The organism is Micrococcus cohnii, assembly GCF_014205175.1.
GTDB classification, from domain to species: Bacteria; Actinomycetota; Actinomycetes; order Actinomycetales; family Micrococcaceae; genus Micrococcus; species Micrococcus cohnii.
The window spans coordinates 1,664,387-1,690,506 of record NZ_JACHNA010000001.1 but is presented as its reverse complement, the minus strand read 5'-3'; the positions used below and the strand labels follow the sequence as shown (position 1 = coordinate 1,690,506).

Genomic DNA, 26,120 nt, shown 5'->3' with positions numbered 1-26,120 from the left:
TTTTCAGGCCTTCTCGACCAGCAGGGCCGCACCCTGACCGACGCCGACGCACATGGTGGCCAGACCCTTGTCGGCGCCCTCGCGCTCCATGCGGCCGAGCAGGGTGACGACCAGGCGAGAGCCCGATGAGCCCAGCGGGTGGCCCAGCGCGATCGCGCCGCCGTCGTTGTTGACGATCTGCGGGTCCAGTCCCAGACGGCGGATGCAGGCCAGTGACTGGGTGGCGAAGGCCTCGTTGAGCTCCACGGCGCCGAGATCCTCGGCGGTCCAGCCCGAGCGCTCGAACGCCTTCTCGGTGGCCGGCACGGGGCCCAGGCCCATGATGTGCGGCGCCAGCCCGGCGGCGGTGGACTCAACGACGCGGGCGCGCGGGGTCAGGCCGTGCTGCTTCGCGGCGCGCTCGGAGACCACGAGGATCGCGGAGGCGCCGTCGTTGAGCGAGGACGAGTTGCCGGCGGTCACGACGCCGCCGGGCTTGATGACCGGGCGCAGGCCGGCCAGGACCTCGGGGGTCGAGCCGGGGCGGGGCCCCTCGTCGGTGTCGACGACGGTCTCGGTGCCCTTGCGGCCCCGCACGGTCACGGGGACGATCTCCTCGGCCAGGCGCCCGGCCTCGATCGCGGCGAGGGCCTTCTCGTGTGAGCGGGCGGCGAACGCGTCGGCATCCTCACGGGTGATGCCGTCGATCTCGCCGACCTCCTCGGCGGTCTCCGGCATGGAGAACGTGAACTTCTCGCCGAAGCGCTCGGCGTCCTCGAACGCCGGGTTCACGAAGCGCCAGCCGATCGACGTGTCGAACGCGGCGCCGGGCTTGGCGAAGGCGGTGGTCGGCTTCTCCTGGACCCAGGGGGCGCGGGACATCGACTCGACGCCGCCGGCCACGACCACGTCGGCCATGCCGGAACGGACCATCGCGGTGGCGATGCCGATCGCGGACATGCCCGAGGCGCACAGCCGGTTCACGGTGATGCCCGGGACGGTGTCGTCGAAGCCGGCGAGCAGCCAGGCCATGCGCGCGACGTTGCGGTTCTCTTCACCGGCGCCGTTGGCGTTGCCGAGGATGACCTCGTCGACGGCCGACGGATCGATGCCGGCGTCCTCGATCAGGGACGTGATCGTCAGGGCGGCGAGGTCGTCGGGGCGCACGGAGGAGAGGGCGCCGCCGTAGCGGCCGACGGGGGTGCGGCGGCCACTGACGAGGAAGGCTTCCTGGGTGGTGCTCATGCTGTTCTCCTGGGGACGAGGAACGGGCAGCGCGTCGGCCGAGCTGGGGAGCCCGGGCCGGGCGGCGCGGTCGAAGGCGGACGGGCGTCTGTGTGCGCCACCGGCGGCGGCGCATGCAGGAATTACCGACCGAGCGGTCGGGTCTGTGTTCAGTATCGGCCTGCGGGGTGACGCGGGTCAAACATCCTCGGTCGGGGAAACCGCGGGTCCGCCCGGCGTGGCCACGCGGTCGCCATCGAGGCCGGCACGGCGCTCGCCGGTCTGTCCGTCCCCGGCGCCGTTCCGCTCGACGCGCTGCAGTGCGGCGGTGACGGCCTCGTCGTGCAGATCGCGGTCCTGGATGGACGTGGGCACGAAGCACACGGCGATGAAGGACACCACGGCGGCGCCGGCGATGTAGGCGCCGATCAGCCATGCCTGACCGGTGCTGTTCAGGATCAGGTCCGAGATCATGGGGGCGAACGCGCCACCGATGATCGAGCCGAGGGCGTAGCCGATCGAGATGCCGGAGAAGCGCACGCGGGCCGGGAACATCTCGGCGTACATCGCCGACTGCGGGCCGTAGGAGGGGCCGAGGCCGATCGTCAGGACGACGATCGCGAGGATGAACAGCGGCAGTGACGCGGTGTTCAGCAGCGACCACATCGGGATCGCCCACAGGATGATGATCGCGTAGCCGATCTGGAAGGTCCGAACGCGGCCGATCGTGTCCGAGATCCAGCCGCCGAGCAGCGTGAACACCAGCCAGCCGATGCCGCCGATCAGGGAGGCGATCAGGGTGTCGGTGCGCTCCATGCCCAGGGTCTTCACGCCGTAGCCGGAGAAGTAGGCGATCACCAGGTAGCCGGCGGCGTTGTTCGCCGCGAAGATCAGGGCGGCCAGGAGCACCCGCGTCGAGTGGCCGTGGAACAGCTCGCCCAGGGGAGCGGACTCGCGGGCCTTGAGCTTCTGCATCTCCTGGAAGACCGGGGACTCCTCGACCGACGTGCGGATCAGGTGGCCGACGATGATGAGGATGAACGACACCAGGAACGGCACGCGCCACCCCCAGGCGAGGAACTGCTCGTCGGTGGTGAACGCGTTGATCCCGAAGAGCATCAGGGTCGCCAGGATCATGCCCAGCGGCACACCGATCTGCGGGTAGGCCCCGAACAGGCCGCGCTTGCCGCGCGGGGCGTGCTCGACGGCCATCAGGGCCGCGCCGCCCCACTCGCCGCCGGCGGAGAAGCCCTGCAGCAGACGGAAGAGGATCAGCAGGACCGGCGCCCAGACGCCGATCTGGGCGTAGGTGGGCAGCAGGCCGATCAGGACGGTCGCCCCGCCCATGCCGATCAGCGTCAGCGCGAGCACGGCCTTGCGGCCGAACCTGTCGCCCATGTGGCCTGCGACGATGGCGCCCAGTGGGCGGACGAGGAACGAGATGCCCAGCGACGCCCAGGAGGCGATCTGCGCCCCGGCCTCGCCCATCGGAGCGAAGAACAGGGTCCCGAGCACGAGGGCGGCGGCCTGGGCGTAGATGAAGAAGTCGTACCACTCGATGGTGGTGCCCACGAGCGTGCCGGCGAGGACCCTGCGCTCTTCGCGCCGCCGCTCGACGGACGGGGCGGTCGCGGGGAGTCCGGTGGACGACGCGGACGGGGCATGCGATGAGGGTGCGGTCGGGCTCATGCGTGTCTCCGATTGAGGGGGCTGGCACCACCCGACCGGTCGGTCGGGTGTGATGTGCATCCCACCGTAGTCGCATCGTTAGCAGCGCCACAATCGATGCTCGGATATGACGACGGCCCGCCCGCCTCGGGCTGAGGCGGGCGGGCCATCGGGTGCGGACGAGCGGCGCGCGGTGCCGGGGTCACCCGCGTCCGGTGAACTCCGGTCGGCGCTTTTCCTGGAACGCCCTGAAGCCTTCCGCGTAGTCGTCGGTGCCGCAGAGCTCGCCCTGGGCGATGTTCTCGGCGTCGAGCGACTCCCACAGGCCGATGCGGCGGTCACGGATCTGGGCCACGAGCTGTTTCGACGCGCGGAACGCCAGCGTGGCGCCCGAGGCCGCCTGCGCGGCCTTGGCCCGCGTGAACTCGAGCAGCTCCTCGGCCGGCACCGCCCGGGAGAACAGCCCGGCCTGGACCGCCTCGGCCCCGGAGATCAGCTCCGCCGTGTAGATCAGGTCCAGGGTGCGGTGCGCTCCCAGGCGCTCGGTGAACAGCCAGTGGCCGCCCGAGTCGAGCGTGGCGCCCAGGTTCGCGAACGGGGAGCCGATCTTGGCGTCCTCGGCCACGTAGACGACGTCCGTGGCGATCGCCAGGCCCAGGCCCACACCCAGGCAGGCGCCCTGCACCGCGGCGAACGTCGGCACGGGGGTCTCGGACATCGCGCGCAGCACGGGGGTGACCGTGTCCCGCAGATAAGCGGTGGCGTCATCGTCGGCCGGGGTGACGTTCGAGATGTCGCGGCCGGCACAGAACCCGCGGCCCTCCCCGCGCAGGAGCACGGCTCGGACCTCTGCGGACTCTGCCTTGGCCGCGATCTCGGCGTAGGCGGAGCCGAGATCGGCCAGGGCCTGCTCGTCCAGCGAGTTCATCTTCGTTGGCGCGTTCAGCGTCACCTCGGCGACGCCGTCGGCGATGGTCAGCTCGATCACGGCGGGGCTCCTCAGGAGTCGAAGTCGACAGACAGGGTGTCCGAGGTGGGGCGGGTCTGGCAGGTCAGCACGTAGCCGGCCTCGACCTCGTCCTTCTCGAGGGCGAAGTTCTCGTCCATGTCGTAGGTGCCGTCGGTGACCTTGGCCCGGCACGTGCCGCACACGCCGCCGGCGCAGGCGAACGGCACGTCCGAGCGCACGCGCAGCGCAGCGTTCAGGACGGTCTCGTGCGCGGACTTCGGTGACTGGACCGTACCGGTCATGCCGTCGAGGTTGAACTCGATCGTGTAGTTGTCGCCGTCCTGGTCGACCTCGACGACGCGGCCGGACTGGCCTGCGGGGTTCTCCGGGCGCCCGGTCGTGAACAGCTCGAAGCGGACGCGGTCCTCGTTCACACCGCGCTCGGCCAGCTCGTCGCGCACCAGCTGCACCAGCTCGAACGGGCCGCACAGGAACCACTCATCCGTGCCCTCGACGTCGATGAGCCGGTCGAGCAGCGTCCGGAGCTTCTCGGCGTCGATGCGACCGGAGAGCAGCGGGGCCACGCGCTGCTCTCGCGAGAGCACGTGATGCACCACGAACCGCGCCGGGTACTTGTCCTTCAGATCACCGATCTCCTCGGCGAACATGACGTCCATGGCCGAACGGTTCGCGAACACCAGGTCGAACCGGGACGTGTCCGACGCCTCGAGCACGGTGCGGGCGATCGCCATGATCGGCGTGATGCCCGAGCCGGCGGCGAACGCCACCAGGTGCGTGTGCGCGTTCTCGGCGACCGTCTCCGCGGCGACCTGTTCGGCGTCGTTCAGCGACGTCATGTGGGTGCGGGAGGTGAACGCGCCCTGCGGGTTCATCACGTCGATCTTCTCCCCGACCTCGAGGACCTCATTGGCCCAGGTGGAGAACACACCGCCGAGATCCTTCTTCACGGCAACGCGGACCTCGCCGCGCTTCGGCGCCGCGCAGATGGAGTACGAGCGTCGCACCTCGGTGCCGTCGATCTCCTTGCGCAGCGCCACGTACTGGCCCGGCAGGTAGTCGTAGTCGTCGGCCAGCTCCTCGGGCACCGTGAACGTGACCTCGACGGAGTCCGCGGTGAGCTTGCGCAGCTCGGTGACCTCGAGAGTGTTGAACGTGGCGCGGCGCTTCTTGGCCGGCGCGGCGGTGGAGTCAGTCATCAGTGCACCTTGAAGTAGTCGAAGGGTTCGAGGCACTCGTTGCAGGTGTGGAGCGCCTTGCAGGAGGTGGAGCCGAAGCGGGTGATCTCGCGGGTGTCCAGGCTGTGGCAGCGCGGGCACTTCACGGCCAGCCCGAGGCGGACCGGGCCGTCGGTGGTGCGCGCGGTCGGAGGCGCGATGCCGTACTCGGACAGCTTCTCCTTGCCCTCGTCCGTCATCCAGTCCGTGGTCCAGGCCGGCTGCAGCACCAGGCGCACGTCCGCGTCCTCGAACCCCGCGCGTGCGAGTGCGCGGGTGACGTCGGTCGTGATCGTGTCCATGGCGGGGCAGCCGGAGTAGGTCGGGGTGATGACGACGACGGCGCGGCCGTCCTCGACCCGTGCGTCACGGAGGATTCCCAGGTCTGCGATGGACAGCACGGGGATCTCCGGATCGTGCACGGTGGCGGCGGCGTCCCAGACTGTCGCGTCGGCGGGGTCGGCGGGACGAAGCTGCGCGGACGTCACCACGTGGCCTCCGGGTGCCGGCGGGCGAGCACCTGCATCTCGGCCAGGATGTAGCCGCGCCACTCCGAGGTGGCGCCTGAGCGGTCGCCGCCGCGCGCCCAGGGGGTCTGCGGCACGGTCAGCTCGGCGGCCTCGATCGCGGCCGTGACGCGTTCGAGCGTCGGGTGCTCGAGGGTCGAGGGCAGCACCGCCACGCCGGACTCGACGAGCGCGAGGGTGGTCTCGTCGTCGTGGAACAGCTCACCCAGATACGGCCACAGCCGGTCCAGGCCCAGCTGCATGCGGCGGGCGGACTCCTCGGTGCCCTTGCCCAGGCGCAGCAGCCACTCGGCGGCGTGGTCCTGGTGGTAGAGCACCTCCTTGAGGGCCTTGTCGGCGATGGCGGCGAGGGTCTGGTCCGTCGAATCCACCAGACGCGAGTACAGCTCGTACGCGTAGAACGAGAAGTACAGCTGCCGCGCGATGGTCTGGGCGAAGTCGCCGTTCTCGGCCTCCGTCAGGCGGGCGGAGCGGAAGTCCTCCTCATCGCGCAGGTACGCCAGGTCGTCCTCGCTCTTGCCCCACGCGGTGCCCGCGTAGGTCAGCAGAAAGCGGGCGTGGCCCACCAGGTCCAGGGCGATGTTGCCCAGGGCGATGTCCTCCTCGAGCTCGGGGGCGCGGGAGATCCACCAGGACAGGCGCTGGCCGAGCATGAGCGAGTCGTCGCCGAGCATGAGGGCGTACCGGGCCACCTGCTCCGAGGCCCTCGCGCCGGACTCGGCGATCTGCTCGGCGGTGATGGCCATGCCGGCGGACTGCTTCGTGGCGGAGTCGTTCGTCGCGAAGCTCATAGGTGAGGCACCCCCTCGGACTGCTGGTAATAGGTGGCGTGACGGTAGGACTTGCCCTGGGCCGACTCGAAGAAGCCGCCCTTCGAGTCCGGGTCCGACGCGGCGATGGCCTCGGCCGGGACGACCCACACCGAGGTGCCCTCGTTCCGACGGGTGTACAGGTCGCGTGCGTTGCGCAGCGCCATGGTGGCGTCCGGGGCGTGCAGCGAGCCGGCGTGCACGTGGGACAGGCCACGGGTGGCGCGCACGAAGACCTCCCAGAGGGGCCAGGTGTTCGAGGCGGAGGTGTTCTCGGTCATGGGGTTCAGGCTCCGATCAGCTCGGTGTCGGCGGCCAGGAGGTTCTCCTCGGCCTGGCGGCGGGCGTAGGCGGCTGCGGCCTCGCGGACCCACGCGCCCTCCTCGTGGGCCTGCTGGCGGCGGGCCATGCGCTGGACGTTCATCGGTCCGCCGCCCTTGAGGACGGACATGAACTCGTCCCAGTCGAGCTCGCCGTAGTCGTAGTGGCCGCGCTCCTCGTTCCATTTCAGGTCCGGGTCCGGCAGGGTCAGGCCCAGGGCCTCGGCCTGCGGCACGATCATGTCGACGAAGCGCTGGCGCAGCTCGTCGTTGGAGAAGCGCTTGACCTTCCACGCCATCGACTTCTGCGAGTTCGGAGAGTCGGCGTCCGGCGGACCGAACATCTGCAGCGCGGGGCCGTAGAAGCGGTTCACGGCCTCCTGGGCCATCTGCTTCTGCTCCGCGGTGCCGTGGGAGAGGGAGTAGAGGATCTCCCAGCCCTGACGCTGATGGAAGGACTCCTCCTTGCAGATGCGGACCATCGCGCGGCCGTAGGGGCCGTAGGAGGCCCGGCACAGCGGCACCTGGTTGCAGATCGCGGCGCCGTCGACGAGCCAGCCGATCGCACCCATGTCCGCCCAGGTGCGGGCCGGGTAGTTGAAGATCGAGGAGTACTTCGCGCGTCCGGTGAGCAGCTGGTCGTTGAGCTCATCGCGCCCGGTGCCGAGGGTCTCGGCCGCCGAGTACAGGTACAGCCCGTGCCCGGCCTCGTCCTGCACCTTGGCCATGAGGATGGCCTTGCGTTTCAGGGAGGGGGCGCGGGTGATCCAGTTGGCCTCCGGCTGCATGCCGATGATCTCGGAGTGCGCGTGCTGGGAGATCTGCCGGGTCAGGGACTTGCGGTAGTCGGCGGGCATCCAGTCGCGGGGCTCGATGCGCGAGTCCTCGGCGATCAGGCGGTCGAAGTTCTCCTGGCCGGCCGCATCCTCTGCGGAGGACGCAGCGTCCAGGGGAGTGCTGGGGCTGGTCTGAGCCATGGTCGTCACCTCATGGTGTGCGGCGGTCTGACGCGTGTCCGGCCGGGTGTGGCGTGCGGGCACGGCGGCGGCGCAGTGAATTACTGACCGTTCGTTCAGGATAGGGGAGCTGACCGTGGCGGTCAACACACTCGATCGTGGCGCTGCGGGGTCGTGCTCCTGCACAGGGCGCGTTCCGGCGGGGTCTGCCCACGGCCGACGGCGACGGCCGGGGCCCGGGTGGACTCGGCGTCTACCGTCGGCGTCATGGACATCATGCGGGGGATGCAGGATCTGGGACGAGGGGCCGTTTGCGGCACCGGGGTCGTGGACGTGGCCGGAGCTCTCCATCCGGCGGCGCCCGGGCTCGAGGCGCGCGTGGCCGCGGCGCAGGCGTCGGTCATGCACCTGAAATGGTTGCAGACGAGGTACGTGCAGGAGCAGAAGGATTGGGAGGAGCAGCTCACGCCCCTGCGCCGGGCGGAGATGGTCGACTGGGTCTCCGACGCAGGCCGCCGTTTCAAGGAGCGCCTCGAGGACCTGAGGTACGAGGCCGAGGGCGTGATCATGCGTTTCGACGAGGGCGCGATCGAGCTGGCCGGGGCCATCATCGACGCGGAGACGGCGCTGGACCGTGCCCGGCGCGACCGGGACATCGCGCGTCAGGCGCTGCGGACGGCGGTGTGCTCATGAGCGGGCCGACCTTCGTCACGCGCGGCGGGCCCGGCTCAGTGCACGCGGACCTGGATCAGATCGAGACGGCGGCCGCTGCGATGGCGGGGCTGGGCGGGGCGGCCTTCACCGCGAAGATGGCGACGATGTCCTGGCCGGCCGAAGTGGGCGTCCATCGCGGTTTCTCCGCGTGCGCCGCCCGGCTGGAGACCACCCTCGGGGAGCTGATCGCCGGGCTCGACCGCGTCGCGGCGGAGTCGGACGGGCTCCGTCTGAAGGCGCATACGGCGATCGCCCGCTATGAGACGGCGGAGAAGGGGGCGCGCGGCGCCGTCCAGGTCGCGGAGTCCGGCTGGGGCGGCGTCGGCGGAGCGATGCTCGAGAACGCCGGGGACGGGATCGACGCGCGGGACGCGGAGTATGCGATCGCGGGGGTGGGCCAGCAGGTGCGGGTGACCCTGACCACGATCCTGCTGGCCAAGCTCCTCGGCCCGCGGGTCGCGGCGCTGCTCGGCGACTCGGGTGCCGGCGGCCCCTCCGGCGGCTCTGCGCGTGCCGCCTCGGGGCTCGGTCGGCTCGACGCCCGGGGCCTGGCGCAGAAGCAGCTGACGAAAAAGGGCGCGAAGGCCGGATCCGAGGAGCTCGGCCGTGCGGGACTGCTCGAGGAGCAGCTCTCCTACAGCAGCGTCTCCCAGGAGCTGGCGAGCCTGCTGCCGCCGGAGATGATCGCGGTGGACGGGGCGCCCGTGCCGGCGCCTCGCCCTCCCGAACGCCTCGACGGGTCAGTGGCCGAGCTGCTGGAGCTGCAGCGGTTCGACGACGCTCCGCAGAACGCGATCGGCATCACCCACGTGGAGGCGGAGGCGGGAGGGGACGTGTACGTCGTCTCGTTGCCGGGAACCCAGTTCGACGGCGACCAGGACACGCTGTGGAACGGACGACACGGGCTGCGTGACGCCTATGCCGCAGGTTCCGAGCAGACCCGGGCGGCCGTGCTGGACGCGATGCGGGCGGCGGGGGTCCCCGACGGAGCGGACGTCGTCTTCACCGGCTTCTCCCAGGGCGGGATGCACGCGGTGAACTTCACGGCCTCGGAGGAGGTGACCGGCCGGTACGGGGCAGTCTCGGCGCTCACGGTCGGCTCGCCGGCGGGCGGGCAACAGGCCGGGCCGGACGCGGACGTGCTGAACATCGTGGACACCGCGGACATGGTCACGGCGGTCGACGGCGGCCCGGACCCGACCACGGCCCGCCGGGGCACGGTCGAGTTCTCCTCTGAGCCGGCGCTGACCGAGGCCGAGCTCGAGGAGCGCTACGGGCCCGTCGAATCCTGGGACGCGCGGACGATCGACCGCATGTACGCCGATCGCGAGAAGCTGTTCGCCGAGATGGTCGAGGCGCACGACATGGACCACTATCGGCAGCTGGCCCGACGGCTTGACGAGAGCCCCGAGCAGGACCGCGCCGAGGTGCAGGGCCTCATCGCGGCGACGGCCGGGGTGACCCGGGGGCGGGTCGCCTCCCGCTCTTATGTCCGGCTGCGCACCGCCGGGCCGGTCTACCAGAGCCCCGCGCAGACCGGTTCGCTGGTGCCGCTGAAGAACGTGCCGCCGCGCGGCGGGCGACCGCGCTGAGCCGCCCGACTCAGTCCTGGTCGAGCAGCACACCGGCGAAGAACTCGTTCACCTTCTGCGGCTCGTCGAGGCCGAACACGCCGGAGATGTAGTGGTCCGGGCGCACGACGACGACCGCGCCGTCCCGGCTGACGCCGCGCGTGTCGAAGATGTCCGGGCCGTGCTTGTCCTGGCACGTGGCGAAGATGTTGTTCACGTCGTGCAAGCCCAGCGGCCCGGTGGTGGGACGGAACAGTTCGGGCACGTCCGGGAAGGCGAACTCGCTCTGCTTCTGCTGGTAGACGACCTTGATGTCGAACACCGTGTCCTGTGGGGCCTGAGACGGGGTGTGCCGATTGCGGAACGAAGCCGGGTCCTGCTCGATCTGCCGGGCCCACGCGGCGACCTTCGACTCCTCCGATCGCGGCGAGGCGGCATCGGCGAACACGTACACGCGCCAGCGGCCGTCGGCCCGGTGCAGATGGCCCAGGTGCTTCACGTTCGTGTCGCACGAGCGCTCGACCAGTTCGGACTTGAAGCGCTTGCCCAGGGGGAAGCCGGTGGCCAGTGACGGGTCGGACTCGGAGGAGACGAGGATCGAGGGCTTGTACTCGGTCATGAAGCCGGCCGGGAACTCGGCGGTCTTCGTGTAGAACTCGGCCACCTCGTTCGGGTCGCCCAGCTCCGAGATCGGTTTCGCCATGAGCGTCGACCACTCCTTGTCGAAGTCGATCAGATTCTTCGCGATCTCCTTGCGCTCTTCCGAATAGGTCGGCACGAGCTCGGCCGGCGCCATGCCAGAGAGCACATGACCGAGCTTCCAGCCCAGGTTCCAGCCGTCCTGCATGGACACGTTCATGCCCTGGCCGGCCTTCGCCGAGTGGGTGTGGCAGGCGTCGCCGAGCAGGAACACGTTCGGGTGCTCGCAGCGCTCACGGTTGTCGAAGCCCGAGGTGAGGCGGTGGCCCACCTCGTACACCGAGCTCCACGCCACCTCCTTCACGTCGAGACGGTACGGGTGCACGATCGCCTGGGCGCGGCGGATGACCTCCTCGATCGGGGTGCTGCGCACCTTGTGGTCGTCGTCCTCGGGCACCTCTCCCAGATCCACGTACATGCGGAACAGGTGCCCGCCCTCGCGGGGGATGTGCAGGATCGAGCCAGAGCTGGAGTGGATCGCGCACTTGGTGCGGATGTCCGGGAAATCGGTGTCCGCCAGCACGTCCATGACGCCCCACGCGTGGTTCGCGGCGTCGCCCGCGAGGTGGTGGCCGATCGCCTTGCGCACGCGTGAGCCCGCGCCGTCGGCGCCGACGACGTACTTCGCGCGCACCTGGCGGGTCGGGCCCGAAGCCGGATCCGCCAGAGGCTCGCCCTGCTCGTCCACGGTGCGGCGCAGGGTCACGGTGACGGGGTGCTCGCCGGCACCGGAGTCGTCGAGCGACTCGAACGCCCAGCCGTAGTCCGGCGCCATGCGGGTCGGGGAGTTCTGCATGTACTCGGCGAACCAGTCCAAGATGCGCGCCTGGTTCACGATCAGGTGCGGGAACTCCGAGACGCCTTCCGGGTCGTCCTCGGCCAGCGAGGTGCGCACGATGTTCTCGGGGTTCTGCGGGTCTGGGTTCCAGAAGGCCATCGAGGTCAGGTCGAACGCCTCGTCGATGATCTCGCTCGCGAAGCCGAACGCCTGGAACGTCTCGACGGAACGGGCCTGGATGCCGTCGGCCTGGCCGATCTCGAGGCGGCCGGCGCGGCGCTCGACGATGCGCGTGTGCACGTTCGGGAACATGGCCAGCTGTGCCGCGGCGATCATGCCGGCCGGTCCGGTGCCCACGATGAGCACGTCCATCTCATCGGGCAGCTCAGTCGGCCGGTCGAGGCCGACACCCGCGGCCGGAAGCCGTCGCGGGTTGGTGGAGACGTAGCCGTGGTGGTGGAAGAGCATCGGGGGTCCTTTCCTGGTCCTGGAGTCCGGGCGCGGCGGGATGCGGCGAGGGCGGAGCCGGGGTGTTCGCGACGCCGCAGGCGACTCGACGGCGCGCACCGCGGGCGTCGTGTTCACATAGAGAACACCTGGTTCAAAAACAGAACAGTGATGTGGGACACTGTAGGCGCGAGTGACGTGCCGCACAAGAGATGCCGAGGAGGTCGCGCACGTGGCGACGACGCAGACGGATCAGCAGGGGAGGGCGTCGAGGCCCGCGGGATCGCAGACCCTCGCCCGAGGCCTGCGGATGCTCGAACTGGCCGCCCAGGCCCCCGTCCCGCCGACCATCGCCGAGCTGGCCGCCGGACTCGACGTGCACCGCTCGATCGCCTACCGGATCTTGCGCACCCTCGAGGACCACGGCTATCTCCGACGCGACGACGCGGGCCGGGTCCACCCCGCCCCCGCCTTGGCGGTGCTCGCCCGCCGAGTCGAACAGGACCTGCAGGCCGCCGCGCTGCCCGAGCTCACCGCGGTCTCGAGCGAACTGGGGATGAGCGCCTTCGTCGTGGTGTGGGACGCCGGCGAATGCACCACGCTCGTCACAGTGGAGCCGCCGCGCGGCAACCTCGTCACGCAACGCCCCGGCACCCGGCACCCTCTCGACCGCGGGGCACCTGGCCTGGCCATCGCCTCGGTGCTGGAGGCCGCCGAGCGTGAGACCGCCGCCGCGGACGGTGTGCCCGAGTCCGTCTTCGTCGACGCCGACGCGACGCTCACCCGCGGCTTCGCCGTCAGCAACGACGAGGTCATCACCGGCGTCTCCTCCGTCGCGGTCCCGCTACGGCTGCCCGGCCAGCTGCCGGCCGCGCTCGCCGTCGTCTACGCCACCCGGGAAGCGGACGTCGAGCGGCTGGGCGGGCGGCTGGCCGACGGTGCCCGGCGTATCGCCGGGGCGTTGGGGCACGCGGCGCCATGACCGTGGTGCGTCCCCCGCTCCGACCCGCGCCCGCAATGATCCGGACGAAATGCCCCTCACTCCGGCTGACCGCGACGATCTGGCTGCAACCTGGAGAGCATCGACGACGGAACGCAGGAGCGGACGTAGTCTGGGCCACATGAACGACATTCCTCAGCCGAGCCCGCAGGCCGTCCGCCCGAACCCGGTCATCGATCGACTTCCTCCCTACGCCGCGGGCAAGCCGCCGGCCGCCGTCGAGGGGCTCACCTCCTACAAGCTCTCCTCGAACGAGAACCCGTACGCGCCCGTGCCCGGCGTGCACGCCACGCTGACCGAGATGGTCTCCGGCGGTCAGGACGCCAGCGTCCTGTGCCGCTACCCGGACCCGCTGTCCACCGCCTTGCGCGAGCGCCTCGCCGCCCATCACGACGTGCCGGCCGAGGACATCGTCACCGGCGCCGGCTCCCTGGGCGCGCTGACGCAGATCATCAACGCCTACGCCGGCGGACACGACGACGGTCACCGGGACGAGGTGATCTTCGCGTGGCGCTCCTTCGAGGCCTACCCGATTGTGGTGCGCACCGCCGGCGCCGCCGATGTGCAGGTCCCGCTGACCGCGGACCACCGCCACGACCTGCCGGCCATGCTGGAGGCGATCACCGAGAACACCCGCGTGATCCTGCTGTGCACCCCGAACAACCCGACCGGCCCGGTGCTCACCACCGACGAGGTCGAGGACTTCCTGGCCAAGGTGCCCAAGGACATCCTCGTGGTCATCGACGAGGCCTACGTCGAGTTCGTCCGTCACGACGACGCGGTGCAGGGCATCGAGATGTACCGCCGGCACGAGAACGTCGCCGTGCTGCGCACCTTCTCCAAGGCCCACGGGCTGGCGAACCTGCGCGTGGGCTACTCGATCGCGAACCAGGAGATCACCAAGCACCTGCGCGTGGTCGCCGTGCCGTTCGCGGTCTCGACGCTGGCCGAGCAGGCCGCGATCGCCTCGCTCGAGAACCTCTCCGACGTCGAGGAGCGCGTCCAGAAGGTCGTCGACGAGCGCGAACGCGTCGTGGCCGCCCTGACCGAGGCCGGCTGGGACGTCCCCGAGACCCACGCGAACTTCGTGTGGCTGCCCCTGGCCGAGCGCGCGAGCGAGTTCGCCGCCCTGGCCGGCACCCGTGCCCTGTCCGTGCGTGCGTTCGCCGGTGAGGGCGTGCGCGTGAGCATCGGCGAGGTCGAGGCGAACGACCGCTTCCTCGAGCTCGCCCGCGAGTACATCCAGGGCTGAGGCGCCTGCTGCCGGCCCGCACTGAGGCTGATCTCGGCCTCTCCTGAGGTTCCGCGCCCCCGGTCCCGTCCGCCGCGACGGGGCCGGGGGCGTCGTTCCCCGCGCGAGCGAGGAGCGGCGGGGCGCGTTAGGTTGGGGCCATGACTGACACTGCTGCCACCGAGAACGCCGAGATCCACGTCGGAGCCGCCACCGATCTGCCCGAGGGGCAGGGCCTCGTCGTCCCCACCGGGACGACCGGCCACTGGGACGACATCGCCGTGTTCCACACCCAGGACGGTCGCTTCCACGCCGTCGACGACTCCTGCACCCACGGCGATGTCTCCCTGGCCGAGGGCGAACTCGAGGAGGACACGATCGAGTGCTGGCTGCACGGCTCCGCCTTCTGCCTCACCGACGGGAAGCCGCAGTGCCTGCCGGCCACCGAGCCGATCGGTGTGCACCGCGTCGAGGAGCGCGACGGCCAGCTCTACCTGACGGTGGTCGACAAGAAGCAGAAGTGAATCGGCGGAGGTGAACAGCGGGTCCGGGAGGTTCATGTCGGGGCCACCGGCTGGTCACGCGCAGGTTGTCCACGACTGGGACCCTCGGCCGAGGCCGGCACCGGCCGCGACTCCCACCCCTCCTGGAGGACCCGCTCATGCAGGACCGCACCGACATCCCACAGACCGCCGCTCCCATTCCCCGCCGCACCGTCACCACGGCACTCGCCGGCGCCGCGCTCGCCGGCGGCCTCCACGCCGCCCCCGCCGCGTCCGCCGCACCGACCAGGCATCGGGACGCGGACCGTCCGCTGATCATTGGCCACCGCGGCGCCGCCGGCACCGCCCCCGAGAATAGCGTCAGCGCCTTCCGCGACGCCGTCCGTGCTAAGGCCGACCACTTCGAAATCGACGTCCAGCTCTCCGCCGACGGCGTCCCGTTCCTGTTCCACGACTCCACGCCGGCCCGCACGACGAACGTCGCCGAGGTGTTCCCAGGCCGCGAGAAGGACCCGATCACAAGTTTCACGTGGGCCGAGCTGCAGCGGCTCGAGATCGGCTCCGCCTACTCGGACGAGTTCGCCGGCGAGCGCATCCCGCACCTCGGCGACGCCGCGCGCGTCGCCAACCGCAACACCGGCGTGTTCATCGAAATCAAGGACCCGGCCGGCTCGCCGGGCATCGAGCAGGTCGTCGCCGACGCGCTCGAGCAGGACCCGCGCTGGCAGCGCCTCGTCGCCGCCGGCAAGGTCGAGGTGCTCGGCTTCGACTCCGCCTCGAACCGACGCTTCGCGGAGCTCGCCCCCGACGTCCCGCTGCAGGAGCTGCGCGGCACCGTCCCGATGGCCGCGGAGCTTGCGGAGATCGCCACCTACGCAGACAGCTTCGGCACCAGCTACCGCACCCTCGACGCGGCCGGCGTCGAGCGGGTGACGGCCGCGGGCCTGGAGATCGGCGTGTACACCGTGAACTCAGTCGAGAAGTACGAGCAGATGGTCGCCCTCGGCGTCCAGCGTGTGACCACCGACTTCCCGCTCGAGCTCATGCGCCACGTGCACGGCCTCGACCCGTTTCCGCATGGTCGCGACGTGCGCATCCTGGACTCCGTCAACAACGTGCCAGGGGCGGACTTGCAGCCTGAGACCGGGGAGCACGTTGTCCTGGTCAACGACGGCCGCCACACTGTCGACGTGTCCGGATATGTGCTGCGCGACGCCGCCTACAACACGCTCACCGTCGGTGAGGGGTACGTGTTGCGGCCAGGGGCTGTGCTGCGCGTGTACACCGGTCCCGGCACCGACACTGAGGACGCCTACTACAACGGCGGGGAGAAAAACGTCCTGAACAACGGCGGCGACTCGGTCGCTCTGTTCACCGCGGACGGCCGTCTGCTGGATGCCTTCGCCAACTGACGCGTCGAGGAAGGACGCCACAGCCGGGCCCGACCTCAGGTGCCGCAGTAGGTGACGAACGGACCGGCGTCGGGAGAGGCCGGACGCTCGAGGTCCGGGGCGTCCGCGCGCGGGGTGAACGGATCGCGCACCGCGGCCAGGATGCGTTCAACGTCGGCCAGGTCGCCGGCCTCGGCGCTGGTCAGGGCCGCGTCGAGCGGACGGTTCCGCGGGATGCGCCTCGGATTGGCTCGGCGCATCGCCTCGCGGTCGGGGCCGAGGCTCGCCCACTCGTCGTACCAGGTCTGCAGAGCCGCGGGGACGGGGACGAACGGGTCGGCGTCCACGGCCACCTGCGGCCGGTCGTCCCCCGGGGCGAGGTCCGCGAGGTTGGCCCAGAATGCGGTCCAGTCCACACCGTGCTCGGCCAGCAGCGGGAACAGTCGGTCGGCGAGCCCGCCGACCTGGGCGTCGTCGACGGCGGCCGCTGCCCCGAGGCCGAGCTTGGCCCGCAGCCCGTCGAGCCACGCCCGTGACTGATGCCGGGCGAACCCGGCCAGCTCATCCTGAGCGATCTCGACTGCTGCCTCGGTGGTGCCCGCGAGCAGCGGCAGCAGCGTCTCGGCGAACCGGGCGAGGTTCCACTGGGCGGCAGCCGGCTGGTTGCCGAACGCATAGCGGCCGGCGCGGTCGATCGAGGAGAACACCGCATCCGGGTCGAACGCCTCCATGAACGCGCAGGGGCCGAAGTCGATCGACTCGCCCGAGATCGTCATGTTGTCCGTGTTCATCACCCCGTGCACGAACCCGATCAGCATCCACCGGGTCACCAGCTCGGCCTGAGAGCGCACGACGGCGGCCAGCAGGGCCCGGGCCCGCTCGGACACGGGCGAGTCGAGGCCGGGGTCCGCGGCCGGGTGGTGGCGGCGCAGGGACTCGTCGACGAGCCGCGCCACCAGGTCCGACGCGTCGTCGCCCTGTTGCGACCGCTGGTGCGCGAGTGCCGCCGCGTACTGGAACGTGCCGACCCGCAGATGCGAGGCGGCCGTGCGGGAGAGCACCGCGCCGGGCAGGGGGCGGTCGCGCTGCACGGTGACGCCCGTCGCCGCCACCGCGAGCGCGCGGGTGGTCGGGACGCCGATCGCGTGCAGGGCTTCGCCGATGACCAGTTCGCGCAGCATCGGACCGACCGCCGCCAGCCCGTCAGAGCCGGGGCGCGAGAACGGCGTGCGGCCCGAGCCCTTCAGGTGCAGGTCCACGAGGTCGGTGAGGCCGGTGTCGGCACGGCTCGGCTCCCGGGCCGACGGACGGTTCAGCTCACCGAGCAGCAGCGCGCGGCCGTCGCCGAGGACGGGGGAGTACCCGCCGAACTGGTGCCCCGCGTAGCCCTGCGCGACCGGACGGGCGTGCGGCCCGGGGGCCTCGCCGGTGAGGAGGCGGACGCCGGCGTCGGTGCGTAGCCAGTCCGGGTCCAGGCCGAGCTCGGCGGCGAGCGGTTCGTTGAGCGCCAGCAGCGTGCGGTGCTGGGTCGGTGCCGCGTCGTGGGCGACGGACAGCTCGGGGAACCGGTCGGCGAAGCGGTGGGCGAGTGCGGGCTGGACGGAGGTGGGCATCGACGTCGACGGTACGCCCGCGGCCGTCGCGGCGCGAGGGGCGAGCGGAACGGGGTGTGCGGGGCGCGCCGCGAGTCTGTACTGCGCACACGACCCTTCTGGGGGCCGAATCGCGGCTCAGAAGGGTCGTGTGCGCAGTATGGATCCGAGGAGTAGCTCGCCGAGGCTCGGGCTCGGCTCAGTAGCTCGCGCGTTCGCCCCCCGCGCCGCCCGGTCGGCCCCTGCCGGTCTCGCCGCCCGCCCCGGCCGCCGACGCCGGGCACCACGTGTCCGCGAGCGCCTCGGTGGCGCGGGCCAGCAGCGCAACGTCGGCGCCGACGTTGACGTAGTCGGCCCCGGCCTCGACGTAGTCCTGCGCCTGGTCTCGCGCGAACGCATTGACGCCCACGATCGTCCCGGCCGCCTGGGCCTCCGTGATGACGTGCTTGACCGCGGCCACGACCTCGGGGTGGGACTGCTGGCCGAGCAGGCCCATCGTCGCCGACAGGTCCGAGGGACCGATGAACACCCCGTCGACGCCGTCGGTCTCGGCGATCGCGCGGGCGTGGCCCACCGCGGTCTCCGACTCGATCTGCACGATCACGCTCACGTGCGCGTCGGCGTCGGCCAGGTATCCGGTGGTGCGGTTCCACCGGCCCGAGCGGGCCAGGGCCGAGCCGACGCCCCGCACCCCCGCGCGGCGCTGGCCCGAGCTCGTGGAGGCCCCCTGGCCTGCGGCCGCGCCCGCAGCGCACCCTCCCGGGTAGCGGGCGGCGGCCACCGCGGCCGCGGCCTGCTCGGCGTCGTCGACCATCGGCACCAGCAGCGTCTGCGCACCCAGGTCCAGGAACTGCTTGATCAGCACCGGGTCGTTCGCGGGCACGCGCACCATCGTCGGTACCCGATAGCCGGCGATCACGCGCAGCTGCCCGACCACGTCCTCGAGCGAGAGCGCGGTGTGCTCGGCGTCGATCAGCAGGTAGTCCAGACCGGCGCCGGCACAGATCTCCGCGGTGTTCTGGTCGCCGTTGCACAGGAACATGCCGGCGGCCGGGCGGCCGTCGCGGGCGGCGACGGCTTCCGGGGAGAACAGGTCGCGGAACAGCGGCTGGGGGTTGTCGATGACGGGCACGACGGGTCCTCTCGGTCTGTGCTGTGCTGTGCTGTGCTGTGCTGTGCTCAGGCGAAGCGGCAGGTGATGGTGCCCAGCGGGCCGTAGTCGGCGTAGACGGTGTCGCCCTCGTAGACCCACATGGGACGGGTGAAGGAGCCGGCCAGGATGATCTCGCCGGCCTCGAGGGCATCGCCGTGCTCGGCGATGCGGTTCGCCAGCCAGTGCACGCCGTTGGCCGGGTGGTTCAGCACGCCCGCGGCGACGCCGGTCTCGATGATCTCCTCGTTGCGGCTGAGGATGCCGGACACCCAGCGCAGGTCCACATCGCCGACGCCGACGGGGCGTCCGCCGAGCACCATCGAGCCGAGGGCGGCGTTGTCCGAGATGGTGTCCGTGATGGTGCGGCCCTCCATCTCGATGCGCGAGTCCAGCACCTCGAGGGCCGGCACGACGTACTCGGTTGCGCGCAGCACGTCCATGAGGTTCAGCCCGGGGCCGCGCAGCTCGTCCTTGAGGACGAAGGCCAGCTCCATCTCGATGCGCGGGTGGGTGTACTTCTTCCACTCGTAGACGTGGCCGGATTCGAACACCTGGTCGTCGAAGATGACGCCGTAGTCCGGCTCGTCGATGCCCGTGGCGTCCTGCATGGCCTTGGAGGTCAGCCCGATCTTGTGGCCGATCTTCGTGCGGCCGGCCTCGATCTGGCGCTGCGCCCAGATGCGCTGGACGGCGTAGGAGTCTTCAATCTGCATCTCGGGGTAGCGGGCGGTCAGGCGCGGCACCGGGGTGCGGTCGAGGCCGGCCCGGTGCAGCTCGTCGGCGATGCGCACGTGGGTCTCGTGGTTCAGCATGGTGGCCTCCTCGGGCGGGGGACGGGAGTGTGAGGCGGATCTCGTTCGATCGTATACGGTGCGGCCCGCGCGGGCCGTGCGTCATGCCTCCGGTGGGCGCGTGCCGATCGACAGCCCGGGCTTGCGACGGTGGACCGTCAGCCAGGCAAGGCCCTCCGCGCCGGCGGTGAAGCCGCGGCGGGAGTGCTTCGGCAGCCACAGCAGCTGCCCGGCGCGCACGGGCACGTCGTCGTCGGCGGTGTGCAGCGTGCCGGTGCCGGCGACGACGTGGACGAGGATGTCCAAGCCCGGCCCGTCGAACGGCTCGTTGCGGCCGCCGGCGGGCAGGCGGACCAGGTTGACGTCGAGGTCGCGAGGGTCTTCGGTGAGCCGCCAGGCGGCGCCGGGCTCCGCGTCGGCCAGGGCGTCGGTGTGCTCGGCGACGTCGGCGAGGACGCGGGGGCGGGCGGGTCCGGGGGAGGTGTGCGGGTCCGTGCTCATGGCTCCACCCTGCCCGGGGAGGGTCGGAGTCGCCTCCTCGTGACGTGTGGCCGCGGTGAGGCGTTTGCTAGCCAGGGCACGACATGTGAACCGCCCCACGTCGGTGACGCACGGGTTCGACGTCTGTTCAATCTCTCGACACATGACGCACTTCGCGGGTTCGCGGGCCGTCCCTAGTGTCGGGCGGGTGACTGTCTCTTCGATCCCCGGCCTCGAGCACACGGGTGACACCGCTCCGCCGGTGAAGCGCCGTCGGAAGCTCGACGTCAAACAGATGCTTCTGGCGCTGGTCCTGATCGGCCCCAATCTCGCGCTGCTGCTGATCTTCACCTACCGGCCGCTGATAGACAACATCCGGATCAGCTTCTACCACTGGAACATCTCGTCCCCGCGGATGACCTTCATCGGCCTGGACAACTACACCCGGTACTTCCAGAACCCGGAGTCCTGGCAGATCATGTGGCAGACGCTGATCTTCACTGGTGCGGCTGTTATCGGCTCCATGGTCATCGGCCTCGGGCTGGCCCTGCTGCTGGACCGTCAGCTCAAGGGGCGAAACTTCGTGCGGTCCCTGGTGTTCCTGCCCTATGTGATTGCCGGTGCGGCGATCGGCGTCGCCTTCCAGTTCGTGTTCGACCCTGGGTTTGGCCTAGTCCAGGGACTCCTGGACATGGTCGGGATGACGCCGCCGAATTTCTACCAGGACCGGCACTGGGCGCTGTTCATGGTGACCTTTACGTACATCTGGAAGAACCTGGGGTACACGTTCGTCATTTATCTCGCCGCCCTGCAGGGCCGTCGCACGGATCTCGATGAGGCCGCCGAGATCGACAAGACCGGCAGCTGGCGCCGCTTCTGGCGGGTGACGCTGCCGCAGCTGCGTGGCACCACGCTGTTCCTCAGCATCACCGTGCTGCTCAACAGCTTCCAAGTGTTCGACGTCATCCAGGTGATGACCCGCGGCGGACCTTACGGGACCGCGACGACCACCATGGTCTACCAGGTGTACCAGGAGACTTTCGTGAACTCGCAGGCCGGCTACGGTGCTGCGGTGGCCACCGTCATGTTCCTCGTGGTTCTGGTGATCACCGTGGTGCAGGCACGACTTCAAAGGGAGCGCTGACCATGGACGCCTCGGACACCTTGCCTACGCCCGGGACCCAGGTCGACGGCGACCCCGTCCTCACCGCCGCGCAGCGCAAGCGCCGTCGTCAGGGCAGTGCCCGCGAGGCGATGACGCCCGGGAGGGTCTTCGCTTACCTCGGGATGATCGCGGTTATCGCGCTGTTCCTTGTGCCGTTGTACTTCATCCTGATCACGAGCCTGAAGGTCCACGCGGACATCTACTCGGACCCGATCAGCTGGTTCCCGAACCCGTTCCATGCGCAGAACTACACCCACGTCATGGAGTCGCTGAACTTCGGCACGTACCTGCGGAACTCGCTCATCATCACGGTCGCCCTGACGATCATCGAGGTGGTCCTCGGCGTGCTGACGGCCTACGGCTTCGCGTTCCTGAGGTTCCCCGGCCGCGACGTCCTGTTCCTCCTCGTGATCGGCAGCCTCATGGTGCCCAGCCAGATCACGATCATCTCCAACTACGCCCTCGTGGCGGAGTTGGGCTGGCGCAACAGCTTCGTGGGCATCATCGTCCCCCTCGCGGCGGTGGCGTTCGGCGCATTCCTGATGCGCAACCACTTCCTGAGCCTGCCGAAGGAGGTCATGGAGGCGGCCGAGATGGACTCCGCCGGCTTCTTCCGGACGCTGTTCAAGGTGGTGCTGCCCATGAGCTGGCCGACGTTGAGCGCCTTCGTGCTGATCACCGTCGTGACCGAGTGGAACCAGTACCTGTGGCCGTTCCTCATCTCGGACACCGACGAGACCATGCCGCTGCCCATCGGTCTGACCCAGCTCCAGATCTCGGACGGCCTCACGAACTGGGGCCCCGTTATGGCCGGCACGGTCATCACCACCCTGCCCATGCTCGTCGTGTTCCTGATCCTGCAGAAGCAGATGATCAAGGGACTCACGGCGGGCGCGGTCAAGGGGTGAGAGGCTGCACGCCCGGTGGGGCCGTTCAGCACCGTCGGCACCCGGCCCGAGCCTGAACCCCGTCCATCCGTCCCCCATCGGCGAGGCCCTGCGGCCCGTCACCCGTGCAGTTCCCCACCAGAAAGGACCCACCATGTCTTTCACCAAGCCGCTCGACCGTCGCAGCCTGCTCGCCTTCGCGGGCCTGTCCGTTGCTGCCACCTCCCTGACCGCCTGCGCCGGCGGCACCTCCGGTGGGGGTAGCGGCCAGGAGGGTGACGGCACCCTCCAGTTCTGGTCCAACCACCCCGGTGGCAAGAAGGAGCTCGAGGAAGAGATGGTGAAGGCCTGGAACAAGGCCAACCCGGACACCCCCGCGAAGCTCATCACCGCCGGCGCCGACTACGAGGAACTCGGCCAGAAGTTCAACGCGGCGCTCTCGGGCGGCGACCTTCCCGACGTGATCCTGGCTTCGGACGTGACGTGGTTCAACTTCGCGCTCAACGAGCAGACCGAGCCGCTCGACGACCTGTGGAAGGAAGCGGGCGTCAAGACGGACGACTACGTCGACTCGTTGCTGAAGGATTACGAGCTCGAGGGCAAGCACTACGGCATGCCGTACTGCCGCTCCACCTGCCTCATGTACTTCAACTCCGAGCACCTCGAGAAGGCCGGCCTGCCGACCGACCGCGGCCCGGAGACTTGGGAGGAGTTCGAGGAGTGGGCGCCGAAGCTGAAGAAGGTCAACGGCGGCAAGCCTGCCCTGGCCCTCCCTAGTGGCACTGACTACCTGGACTGGTACTTCCAGGGCATGGTGTGGGCGTTCGGCGGGGCGCTGTCCGAGGACTGGAAGGCTACCTTCACGAAGAAGGAGACCCTCGAGGCCGGCAAGTTCCTCCAGAAACAGGTCGAGGAGGGCAACATCAGCATCGAGAAGGACGCGAGCAACGTGTTCGGCCTTGGCAACGCCTCCGGTCTGCTTCAGTCCACCGGTTCGCTCGGCGGCCTGCAGGAGGCGGCGAAGTTCGACTTCATGACCGCCTTCCTTCCGGGCCCCGGCCCGAGCTGCCCCACCGGCGGCGCCGGCATGGCGATGCCCTCCGGCATCAGCGATGAGCGCAAGAAGACCGCCGTGAAGTTCATGGAGTTCATGACCAACGCGGAGAACACCGTGAAGTTCACTCAGGCGACCGGCTACATGCCCGTCCGCAAGAGCGCCCTGGAGCTGCCGGAGGAACAGAAGTACCTCGAGGAGAACCCGAACGCGAAGACAGCGATCGACCAGCTCGAGGAGAACACCAAGTCGCAGGACGCGGCCCGCGTGTTCGTCCCCGGCGGCGGCTCCCGCATCGGTGGTGCGCTGGACCGCATCACCACCGGTGGGGAGGATGTCGAGAAGGTGTTCAAGGAACTGAACGAGGAGACGCAGCGCAAGATCGACAGCGACATCACGCCGCTGCTCAAGTGACGACCGCACGGCCGGCGGCTCGCCTGAGCCGCCGGCCGTGGCCTCGCCTCGTCCAGACTCTTCCCGCACGACGCCACCTCAGGAGCACCCATGGCCACCGTTGAATACCGCCAGGCCTCACGCATGTACGACTTGACTCGCCCGCCCGCGGTGAACCGCCTGTCACTGAAGATCGAGGACGGCGAGTTCCTGGTCCTCGTCGGACCGTCCGGCTCGGGCAAGTCCACCGCAATGCGCATGCTGGCAGGCCTGGAGCCCGTCGACGAGGGACAGATCCTCATCGATGGGAAGGACGTCACCGAGCTGCGCGCGCGCGACCGCGACGTTTCGATGGTGTTCCAGAGCTATGCGCTCTACCCGAATATGACCGCGCGGCAGAACATCGCGTTCGCCCTCGAGAACATCAAGACGCCTAAAGCCCAGATCAAGGAGAAGGTCGCGCAGGCCGCGGCCATGCTCGAGCTCGAGGACCTGCTGGACAAGAAGCCGTCGCAGATGAGCGGTGGCCAGCGGCAGCGCGTGGCCATGGGCCGCTCGATCGTTCGAGACCCGAAGGTGTGGTGCATGGACGAGCCGCTGTCGAACCTGGACGCGAAGCTGCGCGTGTCCACGCGTGCTCAGATCGCGGCGCTGCAGCGCGAGCTGGGCGTCACCACCGTCTACGTGACGCACGACCAGACGGAAGCCATGACCATGGGTGACCGCGTGGCGGTGCTCAAGGACGGTGTGCTCCAGCAGGTGGACACTCCGACCCACCTGTACTCACACCCGGGCAACACGTTCGTGGCAACGTTCATCGGCTCTCCGGCGGTCACGCTCGTGGAGGACGTCGTGGTCTCCGACGGGCGGGCCGGGCTCGGCCCGGGCCCCTCGGTGCACTTCGGCATGCCTTCCGACCTGATGGCGAAGCTGCCGGGCGACTCGGTGATCGCGGGCGTGCGCCCCGAGAACTGGGAGATCGTTGCGGTGGGCGAGCAGGCGCCGGAGGGGGTCGAGGCGCTTGCCTTCCAGGTGCAGTTCGTCGAGAACCTGGGCTCGGAGGCGTTCCTGTACGCCGAGCCGCAGCTGACCGGCGATTCGCGTGTGCGGATCCATCGGAACCGCGTCGCCATCAAGGTGTCGAGCGCGGAGGGCTTCGAGCCGGGCACTGTCCTGCACGCCCTGCCGCGTCCTGGCAAGGCGATGTTCTTCCACCCGGAGAGCCGGATCAACCTCGAGTACCTCTGAAGCGCGTCTCCTCCGGGAGCACCTGCCGAGGCGGACGCCGGCCCACGCCGCCGAGAGGGCGCGGGTCAGCGTCGTGCGGGATCGGCTCAGAGCTGGTTGCCCAGCTTGTACTCGCCCTTCTTGTACTCGGGCATGGACTCCTCGCCCTCCTCGGCGCGGGTGTAGGAGAACCCGTCGGCGCCGATGGTCACGGCCATCTCGGAGTCGTCGGTGCGGGTCACGACCTCCTTCGGGTTGCCGTCGAGGTCCAGGACGCGGGAGGCGTCGGTGTACCAGGACGGCACGACCGGGGTGCCCCACCAGTCGCGGCGCTGGTTGTCGTGCACGTCCCAGGTGACGACGGGGTTGTCCGGGTCGCCGGTGTAGTAGTCCTGGGTGTAGATCTCGACGCGGTGGCCGTCCGGGTCGCGCAGGTACAGGTAGAACGCGTTGGAGACGCCGTGGCGGCCGGGGCCGCGCTCGATCGCGTCGGACATGCGCAGCGAGCCGAGCTTGTCGCAGATCGCCAGGATGTTGTGCTTCTCGTGCGTGGCGAACGCGACGTGGTGCATGCGGGGGCCGTCGCCGCCGGTCATGGCGGTGTCGTGCACGGACGGCTTGCGGCGCATCCATGCGGCGTAGACGGTGCCGTTTTCGTCCTGGATGTCCTCGGTGACGCGGAAGCCGAGGTCCTGCATGTAGCGGGCGGCGCGCGGCACGTCGGGGGTGACCTGGTTGAAGTGGTCCAGGCGGACGAGGGCGCCCGGCGAGTAGAGGTCGTAGCGCCAGGCGAGGCGCTCGACGTGCTCGACGTCGTGGAAGAACTCGTAGGGGAAGCCCAGCGGGTCCTCGACGCGCACCGAGTCGCCGACGCCCTTGACGAAACCGTCCTTCTTGCGCTCGACGCGGCAGCCGAGCTCGGTGTAGAAGGCGACGGCCTTGTCGAGGTCCTCCGGGGTGCGCACGCGGTAGGAGAACGCGGCGACGGCGGGCACATCGCCCTTGCGCAGGATCAGGTTGTGGTGGATGAACTCCTCCATCGAGCGCAGGTAGACGGTGTTCTCGTCCTCCTCGGTCACCACCAGGTCCAGGACGTCGACGTAGAACCGGCGGGACTTCTCCAGGTCGGTGACCACGAGCTCCATGGAGGCGCAGCGCAGCACGTCCGGGGCCTCGGCCTTGGGGGTGGCGATCGGGTTGTCGGTCTTCACGGGGCCCTCCTGGCCCACGTAGAAGCCGGAGGAGGTCTTGGTGCGGCCCTCGTAGTTGCTCATGGCGTCTCCTTCGTCGAGTCGGGCGATGTTGCCGCCCCTGTGGCCTGGGACACGGTCACTGCGTCGATCGTATACGATCTGCGGCCCGGGTGGAACCCGCGTC

At 70.0% G+C, this 26,120-nt stretch carries 24 protein-coding genes; 10 read left to right on the top strand and 14 right to left on the bottom strand.

Annotation, left to right across the window (positions count from 1 at the left end; all coding sequences use genetic code 11):
- Nucleotides 1-3: 3 nt before the first annotated feature.
- The 8 genes from HDA30_RS07685 to paaA form a co-directional block, all read right to left on the bottom strand.
- Nucleotides 4-1,224: a thiolase family protein gene (locus HDA30_RS07685; protein WP_184241593.1), complete on the bottom strand. Its 1,221-nt coding sequence runs from the start codon at nt 1,222-1,224 to the stop codon at nt 4-6.
- Between the two features lie 177 nt (nt 1,225-1,401).
- Nucleotides 1,402-2,892 (bottom strand): MFS transporter, encoded by a 1,491-nt coding sequence (locus HDA30_RS07680; protein ID WP_184241591.1) that lies wholly within the window; start codon nt 2,890-2,892, stop codon nt 1,402-1,404.
- Between the two features lie 181 nt (nt 2,893-3,073).
- Entirely contained in the window at nt 3,074-3,859 is a 786-nt protein-coding gene (locus tag HDA30_RS07675) for an enoyl-CoA hydratase-related protein (RefSeq protein WP_184241589.1), read from the bottom strand.
- A gap of 11 nt (nt 3,860-3,870) precedes the next feature.
- Nucleotides 3,871-5,037, bottom strand: coding sequence for a 1,2-phenylacetyl-CoA epoxidase subunit PaaE (gene paaE, locus HDA30_RS07670; RefSeq protein WP_184241587.1), 1,167 nt, complete (start codon nt 5,035-5,037; stop codon nt 3,871-3,873).
- Nucleotides 5,037-5,546, bottom strand: a complete 510-nt coding sequence (paaD, locus tag HDA30_RS07665) for a 1,2-phenylacetyl-CoA epoxidase subunit PaaD (RefSeq protein ID WP_184241585.1) — start codon at nt 5,544-5,546, stop codon at nt 5,037-5,039. Before paaD ends, paaE begins: the two co-directional genes overlap by 1 nt.
- Complete coding sequence (gene paaC / locus HDA30_RS07660; protein WP_184241583.1) at nt 5,540-6,373, bottom strand: 1,2-phenylacetyl-CoA epoxidase subunit PaaC; 834 nt, start codon at nt 6,371-6,373, stop codon at nt 5,540-5,542. Before paaC ends, paaD begins: the two co-directional genes overlap by 7 nt.
- Complete coding sequence (gene paaB, locus HDA30_RS07655; protein WP_158496356.1) at nt 6,370-6,672, bottom strand: 1,2-phenylacetyl-CoA epoxidase subunit PaaB; 303 nt, start codon at nt 6,670-6,672, stop codon at nt 6,370-6,372. Before paaB ends, paaC begins: the two co-directional genes overlap by 4 nt.
- 5 nt (nt 6,673-6,677) lie before the next feature.
- Nucleotides 6,678-7,688, bottom strand: a complete 1,011-nt coding sequence (gene paaA / locus HDA30_RS07650) for a 1,2-phenylacetyl-CoA epoxidase subunit PaaA (RefSeq protein ID WP_184241581.1) — start codon at nt 7,686-7,688, stop codon at nt 6,678-6,680.
- 246 nt (nt 7,689-7,934) lie between these two features.
- On the opposite strand from paaA, the gene HDA30_RS07645 reads away from it, so the two are divergent.
- Both HDA30_RS07645 and HDA30_RS07640 read left to right on the top strand, forming a co-directional pair.
- Nucleotides 7,935-8,360, top strand: a complete 426-nt coding sequence (locus HDA30_RS07645) for a hypothetical protein (RefSeq protein WP_184241579.1) — start codon at nt 7,935-7,937, stop codon at nt 8,358-8,360.
- A complete protein-coding gene (locus HDA30_RS07640) occupies nt 8,357-9,973 on the top strand; it encodes a hypothetical protein (RefSeq protein ID WP_184241577.1) in 1,617 nt (538 codons plus the stop codon). Before HDA30_RS07645 ends, HDA30_RS07640 begins: the two co-directional genes overlap by 4 nt.
- A 10-nt stretch (nt 9,974-9,983) precedes the next feature.
- On the opposite strand, the gene HDA30_RS07635 is transcribed toward HDA30_RS07640, so the two are convergent.
- A complete protein-coding gene (locus HDA30_RS07635) occupies nt 9,984-11,897 on the bottom strand; it encodes an FAD-binding monooxygenase (protein ID WP_184241575.1) in 1,914 nt (637 codons plus the stop codon).
- A 289-nt stretch (nt 11,898-12,186) separates the two neighbouring features.
- On the opposite strand from HDA30_RS07635, the gene HDA30_RS07630 reads away from it, so the two are divergent.
- The 4 genes from HDA30_RS07630 (at nt 12,187) to HDA30_RS07615 (ending at nt 16,022) form a co-directional block, all read left to right on the top strand.
- Nucleotides 12,187-12,858 (top strand): IclR family transcriptional regulator, encoded by a 672-nt coding sequence (locus HDA30_RS07630; protein ID WP_158496806.1) that lies wholly within the window; start codon nt 12,187-12,189, stop codon nt 12,856-12,858.
- Nucleotides 12,859-12,997: 139 nt separating this feature from the next.
- Nucleotides 12,998-14,128 carry a histidinol-phosphate transaminase gene (locus HDA30_RS07625; protein ID WP_158496361.1) on the top strand — a complete coding sequence of 377 codons (1,131 nt, stop codon included), beginning with the start codon at nt 12,998-13,000 and terminating at the stop codon, nt 14,126-14,128.
- Nucleotides 14,129-14,268: 140 nt separating this feature from the next.
- On the top strand, nt 14,269-14,631 hold the full coding sequence (locus tag HDA30_RS07620) for a non-heme iron oxygenase ferredoxin subunit (protein WP_184241573.1): 363 nt from the start codon (nt 14,269-14,271) through the stop codon (nt 14,629-14,631).
- A 137-nt stretch (nt 14,632-14,768) separates the two neighbouring features.
- Nucleotides 14,769-16,022 (top strand): glycerophosphodiester phosphodiesterase family protein, encoded by a 1,254-nt coding sequence (locus tag HDA30_RS07615; protein WP_184241571.1) that lies wholly within the window; start codon nt 14,769-14,771, stop codon nt 16,020-16,022.
- Between the two features lie 35 nt (nt 16,023-16,057).
- Here HDA30_RS07615 and HDA30_RS07610 read toward each other — a convergent pair whose 3' ends face one another.
- From HDA30_RS07610 to HDA30_RS07595, 4 genes are all read right to left on the bottom strand, one after another.
- Nucleotides 16,058-17,614: a protein adenylyltransferase SelO gene (locus HDA30_RS07610; RefSeq protein WP_184241569.1), complete on the bottom strand. Its 1,557-nt coding sequence runs from the start codon at nt 17,612-17,614 to the stop codon at nt 16,058-16,060.
- Between the two features lie 178 nt (nt 17,615-17,792).
- Nucleotides 17,793-18,725 carry an HpcH/HpaI aldolase family protein gene (locus HDA30_RS07605; protein ID WP_343059329.1) on the bottom strand — a complete coding sequence of 311 codons (933 nt, stop codon included), beginning with the start codon at nt 18,723-18,725 and terminating at the stop codon, nt 17,793-17,795.
- 47 nt (nt 18,726-18,772) lie between these two features.
- A complete protein-coding gene (locus HDA30_RS07600; protein ID WP_184241567.1) occupies nt 18,773-19,558 on the bottom strand; it encodes a 2-keto-4-pentenoate hydratase in 786 nt (261 codons plus the stop codon).
- An 81-nt stretch (nt 19,559-19,639) separates the two neighbouring features.
- The gene (locus tag HDA30_RS07595) at nt 19,640-20,038 is read right to left on the bottom strand and encodes a cupin domain-containing protein (RefSeq protein ID WP_184241564.1); all 399 of its coding nucleotides are present in this window, start codon (nt 20,036-20,038) and stop codon (nt 19,640-19,642) included.
- A gap of 187 nt (nt 20,039-20,225) precedes the next feature.
- On the opposite strand from HDA30_RS07595, the gene HDA30_RS07590 reads away from it, so the two are divergent.
- The 4 genes from HDA30_RS07590 to HDA30_RS07575 all read left to right on the top strand — a co-directional run bounded on the left by HDA30_RS07590 (nt 20,226) and on the right by HDA30_RS07575 (nt 24,764).
- Nucleotides 20,226-21,161, top strand: coding sequence for a carbohydrate ABC transporter permease (locus tag HDA30_RS07590; protein ID WP_343059328.1), 936 nt, complete (start codon nt 20,226-20,228; stop codon nt 21,159-21,161).
- 2 nt (nt 21,162-21,163) lie between these two features.
- Complete coding sequence (locus HDA30_RS07585; protein WP_246418721.1) at nt 21,164-22,090, top strand: carbohydrate ABC transporter permease; 927 nt, start codon at nt 21,164-21,166, stop codon at nt 22,088-22,090.
- A 133-nt stretch (nt 22,091-22,223) separates the two neighbouring features.
- The gene (locus tag HDA30_RS07580) at nt 22,224-23,537 is read left to right on the top strand and encodes an ABC transporter substrate-binding protein (protein WP_158496369.1); all 1,314 of its coding nucleotides are present in this window, start codon (nt 22,224-22,226) and stop codon (nt 23,535-23,537) included.
- Nucleotides 23,538-23,627: 90 nt separating this feature from the next.
- A complete protein-coding gene (locus tag HDA30_RS07575) occupies nt 23,628-24,764 on the top strand; it encodes an ABC transporter ATP-binding protein (RefSeq protein WP_184241560.1) in 1,137 nt (378 codons plus the stop codon).
- An 86-nt stretch (nt 24,765-24,850) separates the two neighbouring features.
- Here HDA30_RS07575 and hpaD read toward each other — a convergent pair whose 3' ends face one another.
- Nucleotides 24,851-26,017, bottom strand: a complete 1,167-nt coding sequence (hpaD, locus tag HDA30_RS07570) for a 3,4-dihydroxyphenylacetate 2,3-dioxygenase (RefSeq protein WP_184241558.1) — start codon at nt 26,015-26,017, stop codon at nt 24,851-24,853.
- Nucleotides 26,018-26,120: the final 103 nt, after the last annotated feature.

Coding starts and splice junctions, on each gene's coding strand:
- HDA30_RS07685 (WP_184241593.1), bottom strand. CDS start 1,224: ATGAGCACCACCCAGGAAGCCTTCCTCGTCAGTGGCCGCCGCACCCCC.
- HDA30_RS07680 (WP_184241591.1), bottom strand. CDS start 2,892: ATGAGCCCGACCGCACCCTCATCGCATGCCCCGTCCGCGTCGTCCACC.
- paaE (WP_184241587.1), bottom strand. CDS start 5,037: ATGACTGACTCCACCGCCGCGCCGGCCAAGAAGCGCCGCGCCACGTTC.
- paaC (WP_184241583.1), bottom strand. CDS start 6,373: ATGAGCTTCGCGACGAACGACTCCGCCACGAAGCAGTCCGCCGGCATG.
- paaB (WP_158496356.1), bottom strand. CDS start 6,672: ATGACCGAGAACACCTCCGCCTCGAACACCTGGCCCCTCTGGGAGGTC.
- paaA (WP_184241581.1), bottom strand. CDS start 7,688: ATGGCTCAGACCAGCCCCAGCACTCCCCTGGACGCTGCGTCCTCCGCA.
- HDA30_RS07645 (WP_184241579.1), top strand. CDS start 7,935: ATGGACATCATGCGGGGGATGCAGGATCTGGGACGAGGGGCCGTTTGC.
- HDA30_RS07640 (WP_184241577.1), top strand. CDS start 8,357: ATGAGCGGGCCGACCTTCGTCACGCGCGGCGGGCCCGGCTCAGTGCAC.
- HDA30_RS07635 (WP_184241575.1), bottom strand. CDS start 11,897: ATGCTCTTCCACCACCACGGCTACGTCTCCACCAACCCGCGACGGCTT.
- HDA30_RS07630 (WP_158496806.1), top strand. CDS start 12,187: ATGCTCGAACTGGCCGCCCAGGCCCCCGTCCCGCCGACCATCGCCGAG.
- HDA30_RS07625 (WP_158496361.1), top strand. CDS start 12,998: ATGAACGACATTCCTCAGCCGAGCCCGCAGGCCGTCCGCCCGAACCCG.
- HDA30_RS07620 (WP_184241573.1), top strand. CDS start 14,269: ATGACTGACACTGCTGCCACCGAGAACGCCGAGATCCACGTCGGAGCC.
- HDA30_RS07615 (WP_184241571.1), top strand. CDS start 14,769: ATGCAGGACCGCACCGACATCCCACAGACCGCCGCTCCCATTCCCCGC.
- HDA30_RS07610 (WP_184241569.1), bottom strand. CDS start 17,614: ATGCCCACCTCCGTCCAGCCCGCACTCGCCCACCGCTTCGCCGACCGG.
- HDA30_RS07600 (WP_184241567.1), bottom strand. CDS start 19,558: ATGCTGAACCACGAGACCCACGTGCGCATCGCCGACGAGCTGCACCGG.
- HDA30_RS07595 (WP_184241564.1), bottom strand. CDS start 20,038: ATGAGCACGGACCCGCACACCTCCCCCGGACCCGCCCGCCCCCGCGTC.
- HDA30_RS07585 (WP_246418721.1), top strand. CDS start 21,164: ATGGACGCCTCGGACACCTTGCCTACGCCCGGGACCCAGGTCGACGGC.
- HDA30_RS07580 (WP_158496369.1), top strand. CDS start 22,224: ATGTCTTTCACCAAGCCGCTCGACCGTCGCAGCCTGCTCGCCTTCGCG.
- HDA30_RS07575 (WP_184241560.1), top strand. CDS start 23,628: ATGGCCACCGTTGAATACCGCCAGGCCTCACGCATGTACGACTTGACT.
- hpaD (WP_184241558.1), bottom strand. CDS start 26,017: ATGAGCAACTACGAGGGCCGCACCAAGACCTCCTCCGGCTTCTACGTG.